24 protein-coding genes are annotated in these 25,189 nt (G+C 41.8%); 11 read left to right on the forward strand and 13 right to left on the reverse strand.

What is annotated here, in order from left to right; genetic code table 11:
* Nucleotides 1-4: 4 nt before the first annotated feature.
* Nucleotides 5-586, reverse strand: coding sequence for a histidine phosphatase family protein (locus tag IEV36_RS07245; protein WP_032864119.1), 582 nt, complete (start codon nucleotides 584-586; stop codon nucleotides 5-7).
* Nucleotides 587-741: 155 nt separating this feature from the next.
* Between IEV36_RS07245 and aroE the strand changes: the two genes are divergently transcribed.
* Entirely contained in the window at nucleotides 742-1,530 is a 789-nt protein-coding gene (gene aroE, locus IEV36_RS07250; RefSeq protein ID WP_005259856.1) for a shikimate dehydrogenase, read from the forward strand.
* A 60-nt stretch (nucleotides 1,531-1,590) separates the two neighbouring features.
* Here the strand turns inward: aroE and IEV36_RS07255 are convergent, their stop codons facing one another.
* Complete coding sequence (locus tag IEV36_RS07255; RefSeq protein WP_005259857.1) at nucleotides 1,591-3,924, reverse strand: hypothetical protein; 2,334 nt, start codon at nucleotides 3,922-3,924, stop codon at nucleotides 1,591-1,593.
* Between the two features lie 239 nt (nucleotides 3,925-4,163).
* Here IEV36_RS07255 and IEV36_RS07260 point away from each other — a divergent pair, with 239 nt between their 5' ends.
* A complete protein-coding gene (locus tag IEV36_RS07260) occupies nucleotides 4,164-5,987 on the forward strand; it encodes an acyl-CoA dehydrogenase C-terminal domain-containing protein (RefSeq protein ID WP_004775931.1) in 1,824 nt (607 codons plus the stop codon).
* Nucleotides 5,988-6,047: 60 nt separating this feature from the next.
* Here the strand turns inward: IEV36_RS07260 and IEV36_RS07265 are convergent, their stop codons facing one another.
* Nucleotides 6,048-6,719 carry a hypothetical protein gene (locus IEV36_RS07265; RefSeq protein WP_005259858.1) on the reverse strand — a complete coding sequence of 224 codons (672 nt, stop codon included), beginning with the start codon at nucleotides 6,717-6,719 and terminating at the stop codon, nucleotides 6,048-6,050.
* A gap of 351 nt (nucleotides 6,720-7,070) precedes the next feature.
* Here IEV36_RS07265 and IEV36_RS07270 point away from each other — a divergent pair, with 351 nt between their 5' ends.
* The gene (locus IEV36_RS07270; RefSeq protein WP_004775933.1) at nucleotides 7,071-7,340 is read left to right on the forward strand and encodes a PspC domain-containing protein; all 270 of its coding nucleotides are present in this window, start codon (nucleotides 7,071-7,073) and stop codon (nucleotides 7,338-7,340) included.
* 66 nt (nucleotides 7,341-7,406) lie between these two features.
* On the opposite strand, the gene IEV36_RS07275 is transcribed toward IEV36_RS07270, so the two are convergent.
* From IEV36_RS07275 to IEV36_RS07290, 4 genes are all read right to left on the reverse strand, one after another.
* On the reverse strand, nucleotides 7,407-8,510 hold the full coding sequence (locus IEV36_RS07275) for an HPP family protein (protein WP_032811132.1): 1,104 nt from the start codon (nucleotides 8,508-8,510) through the stop codon (nucleotides 7,407-7,409).
* 120 nt (nucleotides 8,511-8,630) lie between these two features.
* Complete coding sequence (locus IEV36_RS07280; RefSeq protein ID WP_005259859.1) at nucleotides 8,631-9,047, reverse strand: lysozyme inhibitor LprI family protein; 417 nt, start codon at nucleotides 9,045-9,047, stop codon at nucleotides 8,631-8,633.
* Nucleotides 9,048-9,179: 132 nt separating this feature from the next.
* On the reverse strand, nucleotides 9,180-9,971 hold the full coding sequence (locus tag IEV36_RS07285; RefSeq protein WP_005259860.1) for a TIGR03915 family putative DNA repair protein: 792 nt from the start codon (nucleotides 9,969-9,971) through the stop codon (nucleotides 9,180-9,182).
* Nucleotides 9,972-9,973: 2 nt separating this feature from the next.
* On the reverse strand, nucleotides 9,974-11,236 hold the full coding sequence (locus IEV36_RS07290; RefSeq protein WP_005259861.1) for a putative DNA modification/repair radical SAM protein: 1,263 nt from the start codon (nucleotides 11,234-11,236) through the stop codon (nucleotides 9,974-9,976).
* A 292-nt stretch (nucleotides 11,237-11,528) separates the two neighbouring features.
* Here IEV36_RS07290 and glyQ point away from each other — a divergent pair, with 292 nt between their 5' ends.
* From glyQ to IEV36_RS07305, 3 genes are all read left to right on the forward strand, one after another.
* Nucleotides 11,529-12,518 (forward strand): glycine--tRNA ligase subunit alpha, encoded by a 990-nt coding sequence (gene glyQ, locus IEV36_RS07295; protein WP_004775941.1) that lies wholly within the window; start codon nucleotides 11,529-11,531, stop codon nucleotides 12,516-12,518.
* Nucleotides 12,518-14,587 (forward strand): glycine--tRNA ligase subunit beta, encoded by a 2,070-nt coding sequence (gene glyS, locus IEV36_RS07300; RefSeq protein WP_005259864.1) that lies wholly within the window; start codon nucleotides 12,518-12,520, stop codon nucleotides 14,585-14,587. The genes glyQ and glyS overlap by 1 nt, the downstream gene beginning before the upstream one ends.
* 176 nt (nucleotides 14,588-14,763) lie before the next feature.
* Nucleotides 14,764-15,186, forward strand: a complete 423-nt coding sequence (locus IEV36_RS07305) for a hypothetical protein (RefSeq protein ID WP_005259866.1) — start codon at nucleotides 14,764-14,766, stop codon at nucleotides 15,184-15,186.
* A 51-nt stretch (nucleotides 15,187-15,237) separates the two neighbouring features.
* Here the strand turns inward: IEV36_RS07305 and IEV36_RS07310 are convergent, their stop codons facing one another.
* Nucleotides 15,238-16,734, reverse strand: a complete 1,497-nt coding sequence (locus IEV36_RS07310) for a flavin-containing monooxygenase (protein ID WP_005259868.1) — start codon at nucleotides 16,732-16,734, stop codon at nucleotides 15,238-15,240.
* A 238-nt stretch (nucleotides 16,735-16,972) separates the two neighbouring features.
* Here IEV36_RS07310 and IEV36_RS07315 point away from each other — a divergent pair, with 238 nt between their 5' ends.
* Nucleotides 16,973-17,377: a hypothetical protein gene (locus IEV36_RS07315; RefSeq protein WP_005259870.1), complete on the forward strand. Its 405-nt coding sequence runs from the start codon at nucleotides 16,973-16,975 to the stop codon at nucleotides 17,375-17,377.
* A gap of 96 nt (nucleotides 17,378-17,473) precedes the next feature.
* On the opposite strand, the gene IEV36_RS07320 is transcribed toward IEV36_RS07315, so the two are convergent.
* Both IEV36_RS07320 and IEV36_RS07325 read right to left on the reverse strand, forming a co-directional pair.
* The gene (locus tag IEV36_RS07320) at nucleotides 17,474-18,820 is read right to left on the reverse strand and encodes a S8 family peptidase (RefSeq protein WP_005259873.1); all 1,347 of its coding nucleotides are present in this window, start codon (nucleotides 18,818-18,820) and stop codon (nucleotides 17,474-17,476) included.
* Between the two features lie 71 nt (nucleotides 18,821-18,891).
* The gene (locus tag IEV36_RS07325) at nucleotides 18,892-19,188 is read right to left on the reverse strand and encodes a hypothetical protein (protein ID WP_005259874.1); all 297 of its coding nucleotides are present in this window, start codon (nucleotides 19,186-19,188) and stop codon (nucleotides 18,892-18,894) included.
* 562 nt (nucleotides 19,189-19,750) lie between these two features.
* Here IEV36_RS07325 and IEV36_RS07330 point away from each other — a divergent pair.
* Nucleotides 19,751-20,365, forward strand: coding sequence for a hypothetical protein (locus tag IEV36_RS07330; protein WP_005259875.1), 615 nt, complete (start codon nucleotides 19,751-19,753; stop codon nucleotides 20,363-20,365).
* A 63-nt stretch (nucleotides 20,366-20,428) separates the two neighbouring features.
* Here IEV36_RS07330 and IEV36_RS07335 read toward each other — a convergent pair whose 3' ends face one another.
* The gene (locus IEV36_RS07335; RefSeq protein ID WP_004775955.1) at nucleotides 20,429-21,703 is read right to left on the reverse strand and encodes a hypothetical protein; all 1,275 of its coding nucleotides are present in this window, start codon (nucleotides 21,701-21,703) and stop codon (nucleotides 20,429-20,431) included.
* A 121-nt stretch (nucleotides 21,704-21,824) separates the two neighbouring features.
* Between IEV36_RS07335 and IEV36_RS07340 the strand changes: the two genes are divergently transcribed.
* Nucleotides 21,825-22,604 (forward strand): class I SAM-dependent methyltransferase, encoded by a 780-nt coding sequence (locus IEV36_RS07340; protein WP_005259876.1) that lies wholly within the window; start codon nucleotides 21,825-21,827, stop codon nucleotides 22,602-22,604.
* A gap of 19 nt (nucleotides 22,605-22,623) precedes the next feature.
* On the forward strand, nucleotides 22,624-23,184 hold the full coding sequence (locus IEV36_RS07345) for a hypothetical protein (RefSeq protein ID WP_005259877.1): 561 nt from the start codon (nucleotides 22,624-22,626) through the stop codon (nucleotides 23,182-23,184).
* A 58-nt stretch (nucleotides 23,185-23,242) separates the two neighbouring features.
* Here the strand turns inward: IEV36_RS07345 and IEV36_RS07350 are convergent, their stop codons facing one another.
* Nucleotides 23,243-23,806, reverse strand: a complete 564-nt coding sequence (locus IEV36_RS07350; RefSeq protein WP_004775961.1) for a hypothetical protein — start codon at nucleotides 23,804-23,806, stop codon at nucleotides 23,243-23,245.
* Nucleotides 23,807-23,972: 166 nt separating this feature from the next.
* Here IEV36_RS07350 and IEV36_RS07355 point away from each other — a divergent pair, with 166 nt between their 5' ends.
* On the forward strand, nucleotides 23,973-24,608 hold the full coding sequence (locus IEV36_RS07355; RefSeq protein ID WP_005259878.1) for a class I SAM-dependent methyltransferase: 636 nt from the start codon (nucleotides 23,973-23,975) through the stop codon (nucleotides 24,606-24,608).
* On the opposite strand, the gene IEV36_RS07360 is transcribed toward IEV36_RS07355, so the two are convergent.
* Nucleotides 24,605-25,072, reverse strand: a complete 468-nt coding sequence (locus IEV36_RS07360; protein WP_004775965.1) for a Holliday junction resolvase-like protein — start codon at nucleotides 25,070-25,072, stop codon at nucleotides 24,605-24,607. The two genes, IEV36_RS07355 and IEV36_RS07360, sit on opposite strands and share 4 nt — an antisense overlap.
* Nucleotides 25,073-25,189: the final 117 nt, after the last annotated feature.

Consider the following 25,189-nt stretch of genomic DNA (forward strand, 5'->3'; position numbering starts at 1 on the left):
AATCTTAAAATAAAAATATTGCGGTATTGGGGATGGGGCGCTGGATTAAGTCTGATCTAAAATTTTGCATCAGTTCCCGACTCAATGGCTGCGGTGTATGTTTTAGCGTGAGCAATAATTGTAAGAACTGCCCATGCGTAAATATAGCTAAGTTTTGATGTACATATTCCTGTGCCAATTGTCTTAATTTTTCATGAACACATTGCACTCGCACATATAAGTCAGCAAAAGATTCCGCATCATCGGCATCCCGATAGTCATAATCCATTCGCTCCCAATACGCATTAACCCATTGCTTGCGATCATCCAGATTGGTGTTAGCACATTTCCTTTCCGAGAGATAACTAAACTCATGCAAGCTGTGATCGACTTCTGCTGTGATCTGATATTTGTGTAAAATCGGCTGTGCAGTTTGATACGTTCTTTGGTATTTAGAAATAATGACGTGATCAATAGAGGGCAATGCTTCGCAAAGTTGTTCTGCCTGCTGCTTACCCTGCTCACTCAGTGCAATTGCAGCATGCGATCTAGTTCGCCCATTGATGTTGGCTTCACTCTGCGCATGCCGAATTAAATAAATACTCATCTTTAAAACCAGATCCAACATTTGCAACTCTAAAAATATCAAAGCATGTTCTTGTCCTGAAATCATGCCCTGTTTGAATGTTCAGGTGTAAATCAATATTGCAGCATCCCCCTCAACTTTATAAACTTTAACGACCTTATAAGAATGATTCCCTCATGACCAAACAATTTGCTGTAATTGGAAATCCGATTGAACAATCACGCTCGCCAGAGTTACACCATGCATTCGCAGCAAAAACTGGGGTCGACTTAAACTATAAAAAAATTCTTGCACCACTGGATGGTTTTGAAAATACAGCCAAAGCATTTTTTGCCCAGAATGGTGTGGGGATGAATGTCACCGTACCCTTTAAAGAACAAGCCTTTGCGTTATGTGATCAACTGACTGAACGTGCCAAGATTGCCAAAGCTGTGAATACGCTGTGGATGGAAGATGGCAAGCTCTATGGCGACAATACTGATGGTCAGGGTCTGGTTGCAGCGATTCAAGCACTAGGCTGGGAACTTAAAGATAGCCGTATTCTGATTTTAGGAGCTGGTGGTGCAACGCGTGGCGTAATCTATCCATTAGTACAGGCAGGAGCAAAACAGATTGTGATTGCGAATCGTACCCTCGCCCGCGCGGAACAACTGGTTGAAGATTTAAAAGATGCTGTGCCACAAACTGAGCTTAAAGCGATTCGCCTAGAGCAACTTTCAGGTGAGTTTGATTTTGTGATTAATGCAACTTCAGCAAGTTTAACGGGAGATGCTTTACAGTTACCTGAAAGCTTAATTTTCCATCATGCTTATGAAATGGCCTATGGCAAACCTTCTAGTTTTCTGGATCAAGCCCAACAACGCCAAGTGCCTGCTACGGATGGTTTTGGCATGTTAGTGGGTCAAGCAATTGAAGCATTCTCCATCTGGAATGGGGTTAAACCTGAACTGAAAGATTTTTTATAATCGATTAAACATTAGACAGAAAAAGAGCCTGTATATTACAGGCTCTTTTTCTGTGGTGGATTACTTAAGATTTAACATCTTCTGATAGACCTCTTTAAAGATGCCATAATCAATAAATTCATTATGTTCAATCTTTAAGGCTTTGATCGATTGCTCAGACAACTTATTTTTACGCGCATCGACATATACCTGCCCCAAGATATTTGCCGTTTGTTCGAGCCAGCGTTTTTCTTCACCTGACGCGCCATTCTCTTGTTCGAACTGGATTTGATATTGCTTGGCAAATAACTGCTGCGGCTGCTTATACTGCGCCTGTAGCTTTTTCCATGCCTGACGCTGTTGATCACCCTGCATTGCATCACTGACGATATGATGAACCGAACGTCCTAAACGATCATCAAACTGGTCTTCATATTCCAGATGATGTTTCTTTTGCAAAGCTTCAATCTTTTGCAGTGCTTTTCCTTCGGGATTATAAACATCCTCATCGGCATACCAATAAGCATATACACTGGCAATTTCCTGCAACTCTTGGCTTGAGTAACGCTGCACGATGTGTGGCGCGCTTTCTGTTAATTTAGCAATGAACACTGCTTTATAAGTTGGCTCATAAGCACGTGTTGCATCATAACGCTGTTCCGCAATCACATTGAGCTGATCATCTAAAGATAGCGTATACGGCTCCGCTGAACGCTCCTGAATACCGGTCTGCCCTAACTTTTCAGAGAAGCTGTTCACTGCCTGCTCTAGCATTGAGCCTTTGCTGGCTTCTGCCCATGTTTTCGCCTGTTTCAACTGAGCCTGATCAATCGGCGTGCCTTTACCATAATTGGAAATCAGCATATCTGCCTTGACATTAAAGCGTGATTTCAACTCAGGCAGACCATAATTTAAATCATAGTCAATCTTCACAGCACGCCCTTTGGCATCCAATCCGACATCCATAATAAATGGGTTACGTTTATCAACAGGCGGTAAAGCTTTCTCAATATCCGCCTGATGTTTAAGCCAAAGTGTTTTAAATGCCTGATCATCAACAAACTGGTTTTGATCATAAACAGCGAATTCTTTTTCAACAGCTTGTAACTTCTGGATATAAGTCAAGAAACCAGGTTCAACTGGCTGATCCGAGAAGACATCAATGCCATATACACTTTGACAATACTGTACATCGCCATAGGTGGTTTTAGGCGCTGTTTGCAGGGCTGTACATTCTTGCTCAGATAAACCCGCCTGTTCATCTTCAGATGCTTCCAGATCATCAGATCCTTCAGGATATTCAGATACTTTGGAATCGTCAGCCGCTGCTGCAACTGCACGTGCCGCCGCTGCTTCCGCCGTATCTGCACTTTCATCAGCATAATCTTCTTCGACATCCTCAACCCCAAAGTGCTGATTCACTAGACGATATAACTGTTGGCTAACTAAGTTTGCATCATCTGCCGAATCTTTTGCTTCCAGTAATGATGCTTTAGATTTTGACTCCTCGGCATTGGCAACTTCATCTGCAACCAGTTTTTCTAAATTCTGCGCTTTCAGATTTAAAACGCTTTGCATCAAATATTTTTCATTGACCTTGCTATATAAGTTCGCTTGTAAAATCAGTTCTTCAACCGAGGTTTTTAAACGAATTTTTTCTACGACTCCAGCCGCCTGATCCGCAGAGGAAACAGATAAGGCCTGAATATTATTTTGATCCGCAAGACGATAGTAAACCGCGCTCGATGCTTTGACATATTCAGCAAATTTCTTGTAATCCACTTGCTTGAAAGCATCCTGATATTTTGAAAAATCCAGATAGGCCAGATTGTTCTGGTTTTCTTTATTGACCAGATAAGGCATCAAGGCAAAGTAGTTGATGTAAAATTTATAATTATTCAGATCCAGCACCATCGGCACTTTGGCCTGTACCAGCAGCGTCGGCTTTTCATAACGCGCGGTCAGGTTAAATGATCCCATTTTCTGGCGATAATGCACTGAACCATCATATTCAAACTGCATTTCATTCAGAATATTGGTCATGACCTGAGTAAATTTGTCGGCCTTGGAACGACCAGAGATTTTCTGTTCTTGCGCTAGTGCCGTATACAAGGCCTGCTTCTGTTTATTGTTTAAATTGACCTTCTGCTCTCGTAAGTATTGGTCAACTTTTTGCTTAAGCGCTGGCTCTAAAGATGCAGGTTCAGCTTTTGCATTATTTTTACTCTGCTCCTGATCCACATGAATATTGAATTTCCCACGATAATCATAGCTTGGATATTCATAGATGGCATTGAGGCTATTTACCGCCTTCTGCTCAAGGTTCGCCGAAGCTGGATTGGTTTTAATGACATGTTGAGAACATGCAGAAAGACTGAGACCCATTAAACATAAAGTTAAATATTTTAGACGCATAGCTTTACCAAACACCTTTATATCATTATATTTTCAAGTATAGAATTAAGTATTTTTCACGTTTAATATTAGTTTAGACACCAACAGAAAAGTGATTTTTCCATCTCCATCGAATCTAGACGATTCGCTTTTCTGACATTCTTTTCCCCAGTGATTATCAATGTATTTTTATCACCATTGTGAATAATCAAAGTATCGAAACAGATAATCCAAAATGATTCAAATACAGGATTAAGATTATGCCAGCTTATAAAGCCCCGCTCCGTGATATTCGTTTCTTAATGAACGAAATGTTAGATTATCCAGCACATTACCAAACTTTGACAAGTGGTCAAAATGCGGATGCTGATACGGTTGATATGATTCTTGAAGGTGCGGCAGATTATTGCGAAAACGTACTTTCTCCGCTTAACCAGTCAGGTGATGAAGAAGGATGTACGTTCAACAATGGTGAAGTGACGACACCAAAAGGCTTTAAAGAAGCGTATGACCAGTTTGTGATGGGTGGCTGGCAAGGTCTTTCTTATCCAGAAGAATTTGGTGGCCAAGGCTTGCCAATGTCTTTAAACCTGATCAAATCTGAAATGATGGGGACTGCCAACTGGTCATTCACCATGTATCCAGGTTTAAGTACAGGTTGTATGAACACCATCATGCAGTTTGGTACAGACGAGCAAAAAAATACTTATATGCCTAAACTGGTTGAAGGCACTTGGTCAGGCACAATGTGCTTAACTGAGCCTCAATGTGGTACAGATTTAGGTCAGGTAAAAACCAAAGCAGAACCAAATGAAGACGGTACCTATAAAATTTCTGGTACTAAAATCTTCATCTCTGCGGGTGAACATGATTTAACAGAAAATATTATTCATATCGTATTGGCTCGCCTTCCAGATGCGCCTGCTGGTACACGTGGTATCTCTCTATTCATCGTGCCTAAATTCATCCCAACTGCGGATGGTGGCGTGGGCGAGCGTAATGCGGTGTCTTGTGGTTCTATCGAACACAAAATGGGTATCAAGGCTTCTGCAACTGCCGTGCTTAACTTTGACAATGCAACAGGCTACCTAATCGGTGAGATCAACAAAGGTTTACATGCGATGTTTACCTTTATGAACACGGCTCGTATTGGTACCGCAGTTCAAGGTATTGCACACGCTGAACTGTCTTTCCAAGGTGCTTTACCTTATGCCAAAGACCGCATGTCAATGCGTGCCCTTTCTGGCAAGAAAGAACCTGAACGTGTAGGTGATGCGATTATTCACCATGCTGATGTTCGTCGTATGTTATTGACACAAAAAGCGATTGCTGAAGGTGGTCGTTCAATGATCTACCATGCGGCAAAACTTGCGGACAAAATGACAGATGCATTGGTCAGTGGTGATCAGGCAGCTTATGAAGCTTATGATGACAAGCTTGGTTTCTATACACCGATCTTAAAAGGTTTCTTGACTGAGCTTGGTTTAGAAGCAGCCAACCACGGTATGCAGGTTTACGGCGGTCATGGCTATATCCGTGAATGGGGTATGGAACAAATCGCACGTGATGCCCGTATCTCAACGTTATATGAAGGGACAACAGGCATTCAGGCACTCGACTTGATTGGTCGTAAAGTGCTATTAAGCTCGAAAGGTAAAGTGGTTCGTGATTACACGGCTGAAATCTTGAAGTTCTGTGCAGCACACGCACGTAATAAATACCTACGTCGTTTCGCATGGGATTTAACCAAGCTTTGCGCACAATGGAACACATTAACAGTTCGTATCATGCTTGCTGCACGTAAAGACCGTGACATCGTTTCTTCAGCATCGGTTGATTTCTTGATGTTCTCTGGTTATGTGATGATGGCTTACTTCTGGGCACAACAAGCCGTTATTGCCTCTGAGAAATTAGAAGCAGGAAACGGTATCGAAACCCCTGAATTCTATAAAGCAAAAATCAAGGTTGCTGATTTCTACTTCGACCGTTTATTACCACGCGCTCAAGGCCATGCCGAGTCAATGGTAACAACGTCTCGTACCTTGACTTCACTTGCACCAGAACACTTCAGCTTCGATTACTAATCAAGGCTGTAAAAAAAGAGCGCTTTATGCGCTCTTTTTTGTTTTGCAAAAGATGGTCGTTTATTCCACTCTTTTGAAAACATAAGCCTGTTGTGGAAAAGGATATTCTTTAAAGAACTTACGGTTATTGCCGTTCCCTTCATTCCACATCTTTTCCAGATTAAAAACCAGATCCTGATTTTGATTAATCTGATAATAAAGACTTAAATCTGCCGCATCACAACGCACCATGATTTCATTCAGTTCTTTATGGACGTGCCAGTGCACCTGCTTACAGGTTTGCTCAATCTTGGCAACGCTACGTGTTGGATCGGAACCGAGACGCCCAAAACTGGTATTGGTCCAGTACACAGAACCATCACTTAATAAATTCAGAATATATTCAGCTTCTTTTTCATTATTTACACAGCCAGCGAAAGGATCTGTACAGGGAATGCGGGCATGATAACGACCGACATAAATCAGATCGGCTTCTGAAGGCTGACTATGGTTCTGTTGACGTACCACTGGGTGTGGCAAAGTTGCTTGTCCAGCAACCTGATTGAGTGACATCGCTTCCGTATCAGAAGAAGCGTGCTCTTGTTCATCTGCGAGCACATAGCTCGCCTCACGATCCGATTGCGTCTGGGGTTGTTGTCTTACAGGTTCTGGATGACGGCCATCACAAGCAATCAAACCTAAACTCAATAAGACTCCTACACTAACATGCTGTAAGAATAACCTGAACTGCATATCTATAAATCTCTAACATCAACATCGCTATCGCGTACTTTTCACTACATTCCCTAAAATTTTGCACAATAAAATATAGGGTTCAATTGAGTGCTCGTTCGTTGCCTAGAAAGGTAATCAAAACGGCCGCAACAAGATGGAAATAGCAAATTAAAAAGCAGTGTGCTTTAAGTCGGTGCATTTTAGGCGATACTGTTGTTTTTTCCAGCAACCATTTACACAACTTAACTAATCTCTCATCTGTTTAAACTTTAAAAAAAATCAATTGCCCCTATTTCTTAAGTAACAGCAGCCATTCAATGAATATTTTACTTTTTGCTGCCGTTTCATGAATTTAAGGAGACAAACTCGATGACCAACTCTGGTTTATATCGCTCAAACCAACAAAGCATGATCGCTGGTGTAATGGGCGGTATTGCGGAACGATTTGGTTGGAATGCAAATTTATTACGCCTGATCTTTGTTGTGATCTCGATTATGAGTGCCGCCTTTCCAGGTATTTTGGTGTACCTCATTTTGTGGTTGGTCATTCCAAAACAGCAACAAGCTCGTGTTGACCATGTTCAAGGCTACAACCAGCCTGTGAAAACAGTTTATGAAGACCAAGGCATAAAACGTTAATTCCACTTTTACCTTTTTGGTCGCTACGGTTGAAATTACCCCTAATCCAACCGTAGCTTTTTTTATTTAAACCAATTTCCGGTTAAGCTGCTGTTGTAAGGCAGCGATCATATCTGCACGACTGATAATTCCCACCAAACGCTGATTTTCCACTACAGGAATATAGTTAAAAGACTTCTCTACAAAGTACGGCACTAAATCCTGAATTGGCTGTAACGGATCAACTGTCACCACTCTCCGACTCATAATCTGCCGCACAAAATGCTGCCATGAATTACGTGGATCAGTCGCGCCCTTAAACCATTCCACCACTTCGTATAAAGCCAGTGTTCCCACCAGATTTTCTTCTGCATTGACCACAGGTAAACTCATCAGATTAACCGCTTTGAATTTATCCAGTGCCTGATGAATATCATCATTTTCATGCAGTTTAATGACATCCCGACTCATAATATCCTGACAGACAAATGAATTAACCAAACGCTCATTGGCATGCTCTTGTGCTTCTAAAATGATTTTTTCCAGATCATATTGGCTAATGTCCAATAGCTCGGTGTGATGCTCTAAAGCATATTCAATATCTTTCGGCTGGATCGAAACTTTCTGTGTCGGTGTTGGATCTTTAGATCGCTCATTCACATGTGCAGTTAAAGGATAATGACGTCCAATCAAACGGTTAAATACCACCGCGAAAACTAATAATAAAATCGAGTTCAGAAGCACGGGGTATAACACGAAATGGAAGCCCAGCCGATGTACCGCTTCTCCGCCTAACACGGCCGTAATCGCCACTGCGCCACTTGGCGGATGGAGCGAGTCTGTGGTCATCATCATAAAAATTGCGAATCCGACAGCTACACTAAAAGCGCTCGTTAGGTCAGGCAAAAATTGAGTGCAAGCAACGCCGATTAAACCCGCTAATGTATTACCAACCACCACATTCCACGGTTGCGCTAAGGGGCTATTGGGCACGGCAAATAGCAGTACCGAAGAAGCGCCCATGGGTGCAATGTACCACGCATTCATACCACCCAAGACATACCAGCTAATGAGTGAAGAAATCGCCAAGCCACATAAAGCACCGACACCTGAAAGCATCCTCTCCCTCAAAGGCAGGACTTTATAGTTAGGTTTGAGAAAATTTAGCCAGTCTGATTGGGTAGAGCTCACAATGCACCTTGCTGGAATAGTGTTGTTTTATTCGAGGCAGAAGTATACGCCTACTCGAGCTTAAGATGTATTTAAATTATAGTTTTAGATTATGAGTAAAGTTGTTGAAAATAAAATTTATCAGTTCAGATACTCCTGAAGCTGCTCGAGTCGTTCGCCATATTTTTGCATTGGACAATACTCATACATCGGTGAGCCGATATACGCACCAGCATTACGGCACTCTTGCTCAACAAAGCTTTTCCACAATTGTTGTGATTTCATAATATCGCTATAGCGCTCAGGCTGTTGATATTCTTGACTCTGTTTTTTAATTTGATCGAGTACTTGGACAATCTGCTTTGCATACAGTGTTTTGATGTTATGACTACAGATGTCCACCACTGCATTATTGATATTCCCTAGCCCGAGTTCCTGAATGGTTTCGTCAACACATACGCTATAAGCATCCGTTGATTTGCTTTCTGTCTCAGCAAAGGCGTACATGCTCAAAAAACTCATCGCAAGCAAGAATACTTTTAAATTTAATTTGGTCATTTTTCGGCTCTTTGTTTTAATCATTTTTAAAGTCATTATCAAAAAGTAAGGACAAGATTATTATCTACTCAGATTAGGTTATCAGTGCAAGTGTGCCTCGAACAAATCCATGTTCAAAATACAGTAATGCACTTAAACATATTTTTCATTGAGATAACGCCAATAACGTTTCGGCAAATATTGCACATGTAATTTGATATTTTGTCGTTCTTTAATATTGATACTATTGAAATAATCCTTCCATAATTGATCGTATAACGCCTCCTGCTCATCCAGCCCCAACTGGAAGCTTTGACTAAAACCCGTTTCGATATTACGGTCCACCTCCTTCACATCCATTGAGACTTCATGAATTTCATGCAAGTCATAATACAGTCCATATTGACGTTTCTCATCGTAAATCAGCCAGCGCTGGTCCTGATAACGGCGTTTAAAATGCGGTTGGATCAAAGGCAACACATTAAAATCAGGCCGTACCAGACTGAGAAATAGCCCGTCTGTCGTTTTCTTAAAGCGAATAAACGCCTCCATCCGATGTTTTTCACGTCCGACTTTTTTAGTCCATTGCGAAATCGCTAACACACTTGGATGTAAATAGTCCTTTTCCACAGAAAGCTGCTGCTGGAACACATAAATACAGTAATTAAATAAATGCTGATATGCCTCAAGCGATTCAGATAAAGACGTAAAATAAAATTGCCTTAATGCCGATTGCGACAGCTTTTGTTGCAGGCCTGACCAGACTCGTTGCGCATGCTGCTCATGCGTCGGCACCTCAATAAGACTGGCAAATAAGCCATGCTGTGTTTGATTTTCCAGACACAGTTGTACCTCAAATTCTTTGAACTGAAAGGCTCGAAAAACACAACTCAGCAACCCTGCCATTGAGCTATCAAAGCAATACGCCACTGGTGCATTCAACACGGCTAAAATCCCAAACTAAGTTGCGGTGATAATTGTTGCACGTACTTTGATGAACCTTGCTTCAAGATTTGCTGGCGAATGTAATTTGGAGACAGTTCTTTCTGAAAACGCGGACTATCTTCACAACGAATAAAAAATTTCGCCCGCGAATAGGCCACACCAAGCTGTTTCAATAAATCAATATGGATCTTGCCAAAACGACGGGCCTGTACAATTTTCTTGGCTGATTTCACCCCGATGCCAGGCACACGCAACACCATCTGATAATCGGCATGATTTAAATCTACGGGGAATTGCTCAGGATGACGTAAAGCCCAGCTCAGCTTCGGATCAATATCCAAATCCAGATGCGGAAAGCGTTCATCCACAATTTCATTGACCTGAAAGCCATAGAAACGCATCAACCAGTCACTTTGATAAAGCCGATTTTCACGTAATAACGGCGGTGCAGAACCCACTGCGGGCAAATAATGATTCTCGGTATTGATCGGAATATAGCCTGAGAAATACACCCGTTTGAGTTTAAATTCTTTATAGTGCCGATCCGCCATTAACAACACATCCTGATCGGTTTCCTGATGTGCACCCACCACCATTTGTGTGGTTTGCCCCGCTGGTACATATTTGGGGACGTGTTTGATCACCTGACGTTCATCTTTCAACTGAATCAGGCGATCTCGAACTAAACCCAAATCTTTTTGTACTTCCTGATGCGACTTTTCAGGGGCAAAAGTTTTCAATCCGACTTCTGTCGGCATTTCCAGATTGATGCTCATTCGGTCAGCATACAATCCAGCTTCATGAATCAGTTCTGGTGAAGCCCCTGGAATGGTTTTGAGGTGAATATAACCATTAAAGTTTTCTTCAAGACGCAGTTTTTTAACGACCTGTAGCATGCGCTCCATGGTGTAATCTGCGGACTTGAAAATACCTGAACTGAGAAATAGCCCTTCAATATAATTACGACGATAAAAATTAATGGTCAGGTCAACCACTTCCTGCACCGTAAAGGCCGCACGTTTCACATCATTAGAACGGCGTGATACGCAATAAGCGCAATCAAAAATACAGACATTACTGAACAGGATTTTCAGCAAAGATACACAGCGTCCGTCTTCGGTATAGCTATGACAAATCCCCGAATGACTGGCATTCCCTAGCCCCTTATCTTTATTTTTACGGTCACTGCCGCTGGAGGAACAGGACACGTCATATTTGGCAGCGTCCGCAAGAATCTGGAGTTTTTCACGAATGCGATCAGACATTTCAAACGACCTGAAGAAACAGAAAATATCGTTTAAAAATTAGCATTTCAAAGTTGTGAAATTAAGTATCCAAAAGATGTAATACGTCATGAGGTGACGTGTGGATTTTCACTGTAAATCCAGCCGACTCATTTCAACGTCATTTAATCGATCTATAAATATAATTAAGAAGAATCGATCTATTTTTTATTTCTGATCAGAACTTGCGGGCGAACTGTTAGAAGCCTTTGCCACTCACCACCAAAATCCTTATACTTAACCACAATTTTTGTTTGATTCCAGTGGATGCACCATGAGTCGTGCTATATCGCATATTGACACATTTCAGGGCTTGATTCTTGCCCTACAAAACTATTGGGCGGAGCAAGGCTGCGTCGTATTACAACCATATGATATGGAAATGGGCGCAGGGACATTCCACACTGCAACCTTCTTACGTGCTTTAGGGCCAGAAACCTGGAACGCGGCTTATGTTCAACCTTCACGTCGTCCCAAAGACGGTCGTTATGGTGAGAACCCAAACCGTTTACAACACTACTATCAGTTCCAAGTGGTGCTTAAGCCAAACCCGGATAATATCCAGCAGCTTTATCTCGATTCATTAAAAGCAATCGGCATTGATACCCTAACTCACGACATTCGTTTCGTGGAAGATAACTGGGAATCTCCAACACTTGGCGCTTGGGGCTTAGGTTGGGAAGTCTGGTTAAATGGTATGGAAGTGACTCAGTTCACTTACTTCCAGCAAGTGGGTGGTATTGAATGTTACCCAGTCACAGGTGAGATCACTTACGGCTTAGAACGTCTGGCAATGTACCTGCAAGGTGTAGACTCAGTTTATGATCTGGTTTGGACCAAAGGTCAATTCGGTACAGTTACCTATGGTGATGTATTCCATCAAAACGAAGTTGAGCAATCAACCTATAACTTCGAATATGCACCAGTCGATAAAATGTTTGAATTATTCGACTTCTATGAAGCCGAAGCGTCTCGTTTAATCGAAGCGGAATTGCCACTTCCAGCATATGAACAGGTGATCAAAGCATCACATTGCTTTAACTTGCTCGATGCACGTGGTGCAATTTCTGTGACTGAACGTCAACGTTATATTTTACGTGTTCGTACTTTGGCGCGTTCAATTGCACAAAGTTATGTGGCTGCCCGTGCCAAGCTTGGTTTCCCAATGGCAGAACCACATTTGCGTGATGAAGTATTGGCTCAGCTCAAAGCACAAGTTGAGGCAGAAGCAGCCCAAGCTGAAAAAGCGAAGGAGAATAAATAATGACGAAGCATACAGTTTTATTCGAACTTGGCTGTGAAGAACTTCCACCGAAAAGCTTAAAAACCTTACGTGATGCACTCAAAGCAGAAACTGAAAAAGGCTTAAAAGATGCAGGCTTAAATTTCACCTCTATCGAAGCCTATGCTGCACCACGTCGTTTAGCATTGAAAATTGTTGATATCGATGCGGCTCAAGCAGATACACAAAAACGTTTTGACGGCCCTGCTGTACAAGCTGCTTATGATGCTGAAGGCAAACCGACAAAAGCACTTGAAGGCTTTATGCGCGGTCAAGGCATTACAGTTGATCAGCTTTCAACTTTCCAAGCAGGTAAAGTTGAAAAAGTATGCTTCCTGAAAGATGTCAAAGGTCAAAGCCTTGATGTTTTACTACCGCAAATTTTACAGACTGCATTGGATAACTTGCCAATCGCAAAACGTATGCGTTCAGCGGCAAGCCGTACTGAATTCGTGCGTCCAGTAAAATGGGTCGTGTTACTAAAAGATGCTCAAGTCATTGATGCAACCATTCAAGATCATAAAACAGGTAATGTGACATATGGTCACCGTTTCCATGCACCTGAAGCTGTGACTTTGGCGCATGCAAATGACTACTTGGTAACGTTAGAAAAAGCGTATGTCGTTGCAGATTTTGAAAAGCGTCAAACCACGATTCAAGCCCAAGTGAAAACATTGGCAGATGAAGTCAATGCGACTGCAATTGTGCCAGCAGACTTGCTTGATGAAGTGACTAGCCTTGTAGAATGGCCTGTGGCTTTACGTGCAACTTTCGAAGAACGTTATTTGGCTGTTCCGCAAGAAGCCTTGATTACCACCATGCAGGATAACCAGAAGTATTTCTGTTTAATCAATGCCGAAGGTAAATTACAGCCTTACTTCATTACCGTTTCAAATATTGAGTCTAAAGATCCGACTCAAATTATTGAAGGGAATGAGAAAGTTGTTCGCCCTCGTTTGTCTGATGCCGAATTCTTCTTCTTACAAGACCAAAAGCAACCGCTTGCGTCTCGTAAAGAAAAATTAGCCAACATGGTGTTCCAAGCGCAATTGGGTACGCTTTGGAATAAATCTGAACGTATTGCGAAACTGGCTGTGGCATTGTCGCCAATTACAGGTGCAAATGCTGCCGATGCAGAGAAAGCAGCATTATTGGCTAAATGCGACTTAACTTCTGAGCTTGTGGGTGAATTCCCAGAACTTCAAGGGATCGCAGGCACTTACTATGCTCGCCTTGAAGGTGAGAATCATGAAGTTGCTGAAGCTTTAGGTGAGCAGTATTTACCTAAGTTTGCAGGTGATGTATTGCCGCAAACCAAAACCGGTACAACCATTGCCCTTGCGGACCGTTTAGATACATTGGTTGGTATTTTCGGTATCGGTCAAGCACCAACAGGTTCGAAAGACCCATTTGCATTACGTCGTTCTGCCATTGGTATCTTGCGTTTAATCATTGAAAATGAATTAGACATTACCATTGAAGAGTTAGTGAACTTTGCATTGCAAGGTTATGGCGACATCATCAAAGATCATGACAAGACACGTACCGATGCAGTTGCTTTCCTTGAAGGTCGTTACCGTGCCAAGTATGAAGATCAAGGCGTTGCAGTTGATGTGATTCAGGCGGTTCAAGCGCTTGCGCCAAAATCTCCACTTGATTTTGACAAGCGTGTGAATGCGGTCAATCATTTCCGTACCTTGCCAGAAGCGGCTGCATTAGCTGCGGCAAATAAACGTGTTGCCAATATTCTTGCTAAAGAAGCGACACCTGAAGGTGCTGTAGTTGAAGCGAATCTGGTAGAAGCTGCTGAAAAAGCACTTTATGCAGAACTTCAAGCATTGACGCCTGTGGTTCAGCCATTGCTTGCTGCACGTAACTATACAGAAGCCTTGTCTAAGCTCGCTGCGCTTCGTGCACCAATCGATGCCTTCTTTGAAGGTGTAATGGTTATGGCAGATGATGCAGAGTTAAAAGCTAACCGCTTACGTTTATTGGCTCAGTTGCGTGATTTATTCACGGCAATTGCGGATGTAAGTGTGTTGCAGGGTTAAGCTCTCAGCTCATCTTCAATAAAGGGATCTTTTATAGATCCCTTTATTCTTTCTCGCTAGAAATTCATCCTTTATACATAACTGTATCAATTTCATATCATCCCCACTCTTTTCTTCTACCGAACGATAAGATATAAAATCTCGATTGCGAAGCTATCGCTGAAAGGACAGAAAAGATGATGAATAAAGTACAACTATTATGTTTAACCACTGCTCTCGCGGCCTCGTCTTCTCTCTGGGCAGCAGATACAGCAAACACCACAACAACTGCTTCGAATGCAGAACCTGAAAAAGCGATGCCTTATGGCGACAACCCAAGTATCGGTCGTGTATTACTTTATAAAACAGGTAAAGGCATGCAGAACTTAGGCAACTCAATTCAGGGTGCATCTGAAAACACATCTCAAAAGATCAGTGAAAGATGGCAAGACACCAAGAAATATACAGAGGAACAATCTGAAGTTGTTCAAACACAAGCAGAGAAAGCCAAACAATTTACGGCTAAAAAATGGCAAGACACCAAAGATGCAGTCGTCGGAACCAATGAAGGAAATGTTCCAATTGAGCGTGCTGGACTCAGTCAACCTTCATCGAATTAATCAAAAAAACCTCTAGCTAAATACTAGAGGTTTTTTCTATCTCACTTTAGCTTAAACAGGCTCGGTCTGTGGTTCGACCTGACGATCAATCAGGTATTCATTTAAATTAAAATGACTGAGTTGTTGGCGCATCTTAAACGTTGTCCACGGCCATACCGTACTGTTGCGTCCATTACGATCAATGAAATAACTCTGACAACCGCCTTTATTCCAGACCGTGGTTTTTAAAGCGTCTTGCACACGTTGATTGAACTGGGCCATCCGCACAGGATCAGGTTCAATGGTTTGAATATTTTGCTGAATCGCCTGTTTGAGCGCATCAATAATATAGGCGAGTTGCGCTTCGATAATAATAAATGCCGAAGAACTCACCGCAATATTTGGCCCAAACATCAAAAATCCATTTGGACAGTCAGCCACCATCGTTCCCATATAGCCTTCTGGACTGCCCTGCCAAACCTCTGACATGCTTTGACCATGACGGTTAAAGACTCTTTGGGCAATTGGTGGTTCAGCCACTTCAAAACCTGTCCCGAGAATAATGACATCTGCCTCTACGCTGCGACCATCACTGGCAAATAATCGATTGCCTTTAACTTCACTTAGGCCAGCAGCCACCACCTCAACATTCTGTTGTGCCAAAGCAGGATACCATTCATTGGACTGGAGAATACGCTTACAGCCAATCACATAATTCGGCGTGACTTTACGGCGTAATTCAGCATCTTTAATTCCCTGTTTAATGTGAAATTCAGCAATACGTTGTACTTGCTGCATCGCTGCATTACTTTGTAAACCGCCATTCAGCGTCTCAAAAATGCCGTATACCGAACCGCGCATAAGCGATTGAGCCACAGGTAGATATTTAAAAACTATCTGGATCGGACGAGGCAAAGGCATATCCGACTTCGGCAAAACCCAGTGTGGTGTTCGTTGAAAGACGGTCAGTTGCTTTACCAAAGGTTGAATCTGGGGAATAAACTGAATGGCAGATGCGCCCGTGCCTATCACAGCCACGCGTTTTCCAGTTAAATCCAGATCATGCCGCCAACGCGAAGAATGGAAAATTTCCCCTTTAAAATCTTTTAATCCATTCACATCAGGAATGACAGGCTCATGCATCGGGCCACACGCCATAATCGCAAACTGCGCATGAAACTCGCCTTGATTGGTACGCACAATCCAGCATTGTTGTTGATCTGACCAGCTTGCAGCCAATGCCTCATGCTGAAAATAGACATGCGGCAGTACCTGATATTTCTGTGCGGTATTTTGCAAATATTGTTTGATTTCAACCTGTCCAGCGAACACTCGACTCCACGAAGGATTCGGTTCAAAAGAATAGGAATACAACGCCGAAGGCACATCACAGGCACAACCGGGATAGGTATTTTCACGCCATACGCCACCCAGCTCATCCGCTTTCTCAAGCAAGATAAAATCATGAATGCCTGCTTCTTTCAGTTTGATCGCGGCTCCTAATCCCGCAAAACCACCACCAATGACGATGACCCGATGAAACGGTATAGCCTTCGATTTCATATTCATGCGCTCTTTTCCCTCTTTTTATATCGACAACACTATGGCATTAACCCTCCGCATGTTCATTATCAAGACAGGTCTTTTATCTGGTCATTTCTGACACAATTTGCTAAGTAGCATTTCTATTGGATTTATTTAAAAAAATAAGCTTAAAATTTACAGTGTTATCTCAAAACGTGCCTTGAACTTCACCCACCTTAGCCACACACTAAAATGATAATTTCATAGGACTGGAATTTTTCCCATGATGCGTCGCCCATTTAAAATTATTTTTATTTCGATATTTAGTGGAATGAGTTTCACAGCTTGCTCCACTTTTCAGACTCCGAATCCGAGTTCAGCGCAAAGTCTCGAACAGGTTAAAAATATTGGTGCTTCTCCAACAACAGAAGGCAATATTGCGAAACTGATGAAACAGGACAAAAATTGCGTTATTGAATTCACTGGATATTTCGATGGTGGGCAAGCGGTCGAGCACTGGACCTTTAACCATTCAGGATTAATTTCAGCGAGTTCATCGACCCAACATACCACGCTTGTTTCAGCCAATACCTCAACAGCTTTTGACATTGATGATCCTGCTGTACAAGCAAATTTCAAGAAACTGCAAAGTAATTTCAGTGCGAATAATCTGGCACAATGTCATTAATTCCATAAAAAACTCGTTACATCGATGACTACGAGCTGTAACGAGTGATGGCTTTTAAACGATGCTTTGGATCAATCTTTAACTTATAAAATAAGTTTAATTCAGACTGAGTCCACTGGTTGCCGCGAGTAAATCGATACGTGGAAAAATTAAGCCTGTTCGTGCATCCCTGACTGTTTTACCTGTTGCCTTTAAACGGTTAATGCTCTGGTTAATGGTTTCTGATGGTCTTACATTATTTGCCCGCAATACAGCAATTGCGCCCGCGACATGAGGGGTGGCTTGTGATGTTCCTCCCATCCGATAACCACCTGCTGTAATCATCGCGCCCGGCGCAACAAGTGTGACCAGAGAGCCACCATTACTAAAGCAAGCAATTTGGTCAGCCTGAGTGGTTGCATCATTGCATACGGTTGCCTTGACAGCTCCTAGATTCGAATCATAAACTGCACCGACCCGTACTGCACCAGTCACGCATGCAGGCGAAGCAATACCATCAGCATAGGCATCATTCCCCGCAGCAACCACAGGAACGACACCCGCATTCCGCGCTCTGGAAAAAGCGGTACTATAACTACTATTGCGGCATTCAGACGTATATTTACGTCCAGGAACACTTAAACTCAGGTTAACCGCTTTAATGTTATAAGTTCTTGCATTATTGACCGTCCAATTCAATCCAGCCAGAATATCACTGTCATAGGCAATATTCTGTTGCTGCCCATTGGTCACTACTGTTCGAAACGCATCAATACCAATGATCTTGGTTTGAGGTGCTACTTTTGCCACAATACCTGAAACATTACTGCCATGCCCATTATTGTCGAGCTGGTTATCATTGGGGGCGCTATCAAAACTATAAACAACCCGACAGCTTGAAGCAGGTGTATTAATCGTAGTACAGCCAAAGTCAGCATGTTTATAATTCACACCTGTATCAATCACTGCCACGCTGGTTCCCGCACCTGTAAAACCATTGTTTGCCGCTTGCGGCTGGTTAATTAAAGCTAAACTTTCAATCGTGGTGGTCGTATTTCTACGGTTGGGATACACCCCTTTTACCATAGGGTCATTTAAAATTTGGGCTAGAGTTTCACGATTTTGAATCCGGTATAAACCCAAAGGCAAACCATTAAATTCTCGCAACGTCTGAAAACCTGCTGATCTAATCCATCTATTTTTAAATCTATTTTTACTATCTGCAATAAAATCTCGCTGTGCTGGATCTGACAGCGTATTTTCAGTATTTAGATCATATTCAATAATTAAGTCATTCGATTCATTGCTCACCAATGCATTAATATCAATTTTTCCTTGGGTAATTTTGTTGACAGCAGCAGCGCTGAATCGCTGTTTAAGCTGAGCCGAGTTGAGTGTTGCAGCAGAGGTTGTCGTTATACAAAAAACAGATAAACCGATAAATATTAAAATTTTATTGTTCACTTTTCATCTCCATCATTCTCAAATTAAGAATGGTTTTATTGTCTGGTTTCTTAAAAAGAAACCCTGATGATTTAAAGCTGTTTAATTTCGTTTGCAGGATCAGTCGCTGGATCAATCGGCTGTAGCGAAGGATCACTTTTCGTGTCATAAAATTCTGGTTCTTGTTGAGAAGTATCCGATAGGTTGTCTAGCGTTGAATTGGTTGCTTGCTTGGTTTTTACCTCCACTTCTTGTATTTGGGTTGTTTCCGAATGACTCGGACGCTCTTGATAAACCGTTGTATTCACCATTGACTTGGTTGGCTGTAGATACATCGCCACCATACCTAGTCCAATTAAAACCAGTAAAAATGCTGCCATCTTTTTCATTCTGTTCTCCAGCGCCTCATACTCGCCAAGATTTGGATTTTACTTCTTCTATTTAATACAATTATTCTTTAGAAACTGACTGCCACTCCCTTTTTAGTCTTCAAATAAAAACAACAGATGCCCTCCATCAACAGATGAAGGATAAAAAATAAAGCTCCTTAAAGATAAAAATTATTATGCCGACGAAGCATATTCAGACATGAATGAGTCGTGCTTCTTCTCATTTTTTAATCTTTTTTATATTATTTAGATATCCTTAATTTGTATATTTATTATTCTAAACTATAGAATAAATTTAAAATAACTGTTCATAACGTGCTAAATTCTTATTTTAAAAATTAAATAAACACCAATATTTACAATTATTTAAATTCATATAAAAACTATATTTTTCATGTTTTTATTCCCGTAATCAATCTTCACAATTTCTATCTAAAGTGTGTTTGACCTGTAATCTGGTTGTAATTTTTGATGAAAATCACACATTTCTACTTTTTAGCTCGCTATGATGCAATGGCGTTAATGAAGTACCACTTTACGGTACATCGCTAAGGAAATCGCAATGAAAAAAATGATCAAAACAGCTATCGTGACAACAAGTATCCTCGCTTCTGCTTCTGTTTTTGCACAGAGCGCTGAGGTGAACGCGAATGGCTCAGCTCAAGTCAATGTTCAATCTGGTGGCTTGCTTAAGGGTGTGACTGGCGCAGTAAAAAATACTGCTCAAGGTGTAGGTCACGTGGCACAAGGCGTAGGTCATACTGCACATAATGTAGGACATGCCGCTGTAAATACAGGCGTAACAGCAACTCAAAAAACTGTTGGAACAGCGACCCATATCGGTTCACATGTCGTGAACAAAACTGGTGAAGCAGTTAAAAATACAAAAGATTATGCGGTAGACAAAGCCGTTGATGGTAAAGAGTTTGCAGCCGATACCACTGCAAATGTCAAAAAACGTATTGAAGACAAAAAAGCATCTAACCAACCTAAATCGTTAAATTTAGGTGCGCAAACCAATGCACAAGCGCAAGTGAATGGTAAAACCTCTGGTGTGAATGCCCAAACTGGCTTGAATGCAGATAAGAAAGGCCTTCAAACAGGTGCAAATGTCGGTGTTAAAGTTCTAGGCGTGAATGCCAATGTAAATACCAACGCAAAAATTGGTGCAAACTAATCCTTTAAGTCCGTTCTAAAAAAAAGCCCTTTGCAATGCAAAGGGCTTTTTTATGGAAAAGATCTAGTTACATAGCTGTAGCTTGGTCTGCTCATCCACATTATTTTCAACAAAATGACTGAATCCCTGTTCATCACAGCTTAATGTCAGTTGCTTATAGCTGATGCTACAAAACTCTGCATAGCGTTTAAACACCAGTGGTGACTGGTCTAAAGCCAAGGCTTCACCGACTTTTACCAGCTTGTGAATACCACGGTCATTCATGGTCAATAAATAATTTTCATTATTCAGTTCAAGTTCCACCAATGCATTGGCTGTGACTTTTAACGGAACAAGATAGTTCAGATTGGCTGCAAGCGTATCTGGACGATAACTCTCTAGCTTTAAGCTCACCAGATTAAAGACCAGACAGGTCTCCTGAGCCGTCATGACGGTTGGCTTTGAGCTACCTGCCTGTTGCACGAAATGCGGCTGAATCCCGAGCTTATGCAGGTTCTGTTCTGTGCCCTGCTTAAGATTAAATAATTGCTGAACCAGCTTTTGCTTCATGATCGCATCAAAATAGCGTTCATCCAGTTCAAACTCATTATTTTCTAAAATCTTTAATAAGGCATGATGATGTCTTGCCAACAAGGCATCCAGCACATGACGATAATAGAATTTACTTTGCTTTTTAACTTCCCGAACACGCTTGTAGAAATAAGTAATTTCAAAAGGTTTTTCGACAAAATCATTGAGCAATTGCGAACTTGCCAGAACCGAAAGTGCCTCATGGCCAGTAAATGGCAAATGAATGACATGCATATTCGGTAATAAAGGCTGAATCTTTAAGAAATGCTCTTTATCTTCGGCAAAGTAAGGATCATAAACAATAATGTATTCACGTGATGCATCCACTTCATCGGCCTGAATCTGCATGTCTTGATGAATACTTGCATCAAAAAACTCTGCATAACGGCGATCTTGAACGACATCTGGATCAATTGAATATTGTGGGACAAAAGCCACCACTTTTTGCATATTCAACAGGTTGGAATATTTAATCGCAGCATAGCCACCCATTGACCCGCCATAGCCCACAATTTCTTTGAATTGCTGCAAAATTGGCAAAATCTGTTGCTGCATCTGAAGCATGCTGCTTTTAGGAAACCATGATTTTTGTTTTGGCATAATGCCAAGGACATTGTATTGATATTTTATTAATGATTTTTCAGCATTAATGGACATTCCTTTGGCGCGACTAATTAAATCGCCGAACGAAACCACTAAAGTGTTACTTGAACCTTTTAGAAAAATAACGCGAATATGTTCGTCTTCAAATACGATTTGCTTATCCATGCTCACACTGAAAAATTGATCCAAGGTCTGTAGCAAAAAGTCACCAAATGGTGGCTTTGCCAAACCATAATTGCGGAGTATCTTATTTTATAGAGATAAGACAGATTAAAAAGCGCAAAAGATGACACAATCCTTACACCCAGCCGCTCAAAAAGGCTTTAGTTTAGGTGCCGAACTGTACCAGCAAGTTCGTCCCAGTTACCCGCAAGATATTGCCATTTGGCTGCAAGATCGCCTCCAAATAGGTGAAAATTCCACTGTTATCGACCTTGGTTCGGGGACTGGCAAATTCTTACCCTACCTGTTACAGAGCAAGGCAAAAGTGATTGCAGTTGAGCCTGTCGCTGAAATGTTACAACAGCTTCAGCACAACCATCCACAGGTGAAATGTATTCAGGCTTCCAGTGATCAATTGCCGCTGGCAGATGCTTCAATTGATGCCATTTTGTGTGCCCAGTCATTCCACTGGTTTGCGAATATTGAAACATTAACTGAAATGCATCGGGTACTGGCCCCATCGGGCCATCTAGGGCTGATCTGGAATCAACGCGACACAACGGTTGATTGGGTCAAAGCTCTGGCAGATGAAATTGCACCTTTAGAAGGTGATACGCCACGTTATCACAGTGAGTTATGGAAACAGGTGTTTGAGCATCAGCAAATGTTTAACTTTGTTGAACTGCAGACCTTTCAGCAAAAACATCATGGCACGGTTGAGCAAGTGGTGAGTAAGCGTCTGTTGTCGACCAGCTTTATTGCCGCCATGCCTGTCGCAGAACAACAACAGTTAAAAGCAAAGTTCGAACAAATTGTATTTGATTTTACAGGCTTAACTGCGCAAGATCAGATTGATTTCCCCTATACCACTTTTGCTTATCATTTCCAGAAAGCTGCAAACTAAATATTTATCGAGTTGATCCATGCCTAGTATTAAAACCACATTTGCCCTGACATGTATGCTCAGTTCAGCCCTGCTCTTGAGCGCATGTAATAAAGATAAACAACCGACTGCTCAACAAGAGCAGCAAAGCAATTCAGCCAATGATGCGATTGGTCAATTAAACCAGACACCAATCAAACAGTTCCCTGCGACCGCAGATGATGGTCACGATATTGCAATACTGGATGACTATGACCGTCGTTTTACCGACATGAGCGATAGCATGGAAATGGAATTGGCGAAGATGAAAGAAGCCAATACATTAACGCCAGAATTTGAACAACAACGCCAGAAGGACAATGTCAAATCTGCCCTGTCTATGTTGAAAGATCTGGAACTAAAAACCGAGCAAGGCCGTTACATTCAAGGCTTGCTTTATGATTATTGGGAACAGCAGGCTAAAGTTTTAGAACAGGCCAATACTTCAACAGCGGATAGCAAGCAGCAAGTCAATCAGCTCAATGAATATCTACATGCACAAAGCCAGTTACATCACTGGAGAAGCACACAGACTGCTGAAACCAAAGCACAGGAAGAATAATTTACATGCATAAAAAAAGAGGGATTTCGCACCCTCTTTTTTTAAATACCGCATCAAGTTAAATATTCTGTTTCTCAATCCACTGAATTGAACTGACACGGAACAGTTCACACGCACCATCGCCAACACCACCTGGGGTAAGCGATGATTTCCACACCAGATCTTTGTCACGAATTTCGACCAATTCACCTTTTAACTGCACCAGATCACCACGCTTCACTTGTTTAATCTGTTTGGCAATTTCTGGATTGGCAGGAATAATGTGCATATTCGATACCATTTTGATGGCCTGATCGGGTGGAACAGGTAATGTTTTCATTTTCCAGTTCAGGTAGCGGTCATACTGTTGAACATCAATCGTCCGCGCAATCTGAGGGTCAGCAAAAAGTCCTAAACTGACTGCATAATCAATCGGAGAAAATTTGGCTTGCTCATCGTCATGATAGACTTTTGAGCCGAGAATACGGAAGTTCCCATCAAAAGGCTTCAGTACCGAAATCGATTGATATTTCACAACGGGCGCTAAACCATTGGCAATATTGTATTCTTCCCCACTGGTCGATGCATGTGTCTGCCCAATTGCAACAACCATGCATAAACTCATCAACAGACGTTTTTTCATGGCTCAATCATCCTCAAATAACGAAAAACTTAGAAAAGCACTTCTCTTCATAGTATGCTTAGATGGTGAAAAAAAGTGCTTTTTTTAGTAACAATCAAACTCACTTTAGTCATATTTTTGTGGTGCAGTCACCCTATTTTTATTTTGAATCAACGAATGGATTTCCATGATTTACCAATTTTACCAGCGTCATATATTTCCTCACTTACTTAATCAGGTCATGCAAACTGCGAGTCTGATGGATCGACGTCGTGAATTATTGTTACCGATTGAAGGAGACATACTCGAAATTGGTTTTGGTACAGGTCTGAATATTCCTTTCTATGGCAATGTCGATACGCTCTATGCCTTGGAGCCCAATCCAGATATTTATCTGCTTGCGGTTGAACGGGTTCAACATGCGCCGTTCTTTATCAAACATGTGCAATCTAGCGCAGAGAAACTCCCCTTTGCAGATGCATCTCTGGATCATGTGGTCTCAACCTGGACTTTGTGTAGTATTGCGCAGCTCGATCAGGCACTTGCAGAAATCTATCGTGTGCTTAAACCGACGGGAACCTTCCATCTGGTTGAGCATGTCAAACATCTAGACTCTGCGAAAATACAGTCCTTGCAGACTTTACTCACCCCTATCCAGAAACGTATTGCAGATGGTTGCCACCTCAATCGCGATATTGAACGACATCTATTACAAGCCAAATTTAAATTTATAGAAAAACAATATTTTGATGCGGAAGGCATCCCTGCAATTGCACAGAAGATGTTATTGGCGCGAGTACAGAAATTAGAAATTCCGCTTTAGTCTTCAAAATCGATTCTAAGGGTTTCAAAACGAATCCGCCCTTCACGTACCGCTTGAGCAATGGCCTGCTGTCCCTTGCTTAAGCGTGCACCGCCACTTTTAATATCCAGCAGAATAACTTCGATATCTTCGGCAGTGCCATCACCATCCCGGAAATCGGTATAACCATCAAACACCACATAATCGACTGGATCACCGAGGAATTTGGCATCACTTGGCAAATACTGGAACTCGGGCAAGATCGGCGCAAATTGTTCCGCCATTTTTCCTTTTAAGACCGCACGACTGGTATTGACACTTCGCTTCTGCGCATCCAGCAAAGCCTGTTTATGTTCTAGCTCCAGCTCGGCAATATATTTTTCATACTCTGCCTGCACACGACCGTTGCGGGTACTCGACAGAATAATGGTGGTGATCACAACCCCTATACAACCACCAATCAACATTGCAAGCCAAACCGACATAACACATTCCTTTTTCTGAATGCAGCTATTTAACTGCAACATTAAACTTTTGTCATGTGTAACACACTCGACGCAAAAAGATGCTAAGGTATAGTTGAATACGAGAGCCTAGTTAAA

The sequence above is a fragment of the Acinetobacter vivianii genome (assembly GCF_014635885.1).
Classification (GTDB): Bacteria; Pseudomonadota; Gammaproteobacteria; order Pseudomonadales; family Moraxellaceae; genus Acinetobacter; species Acinetobacter vivianii.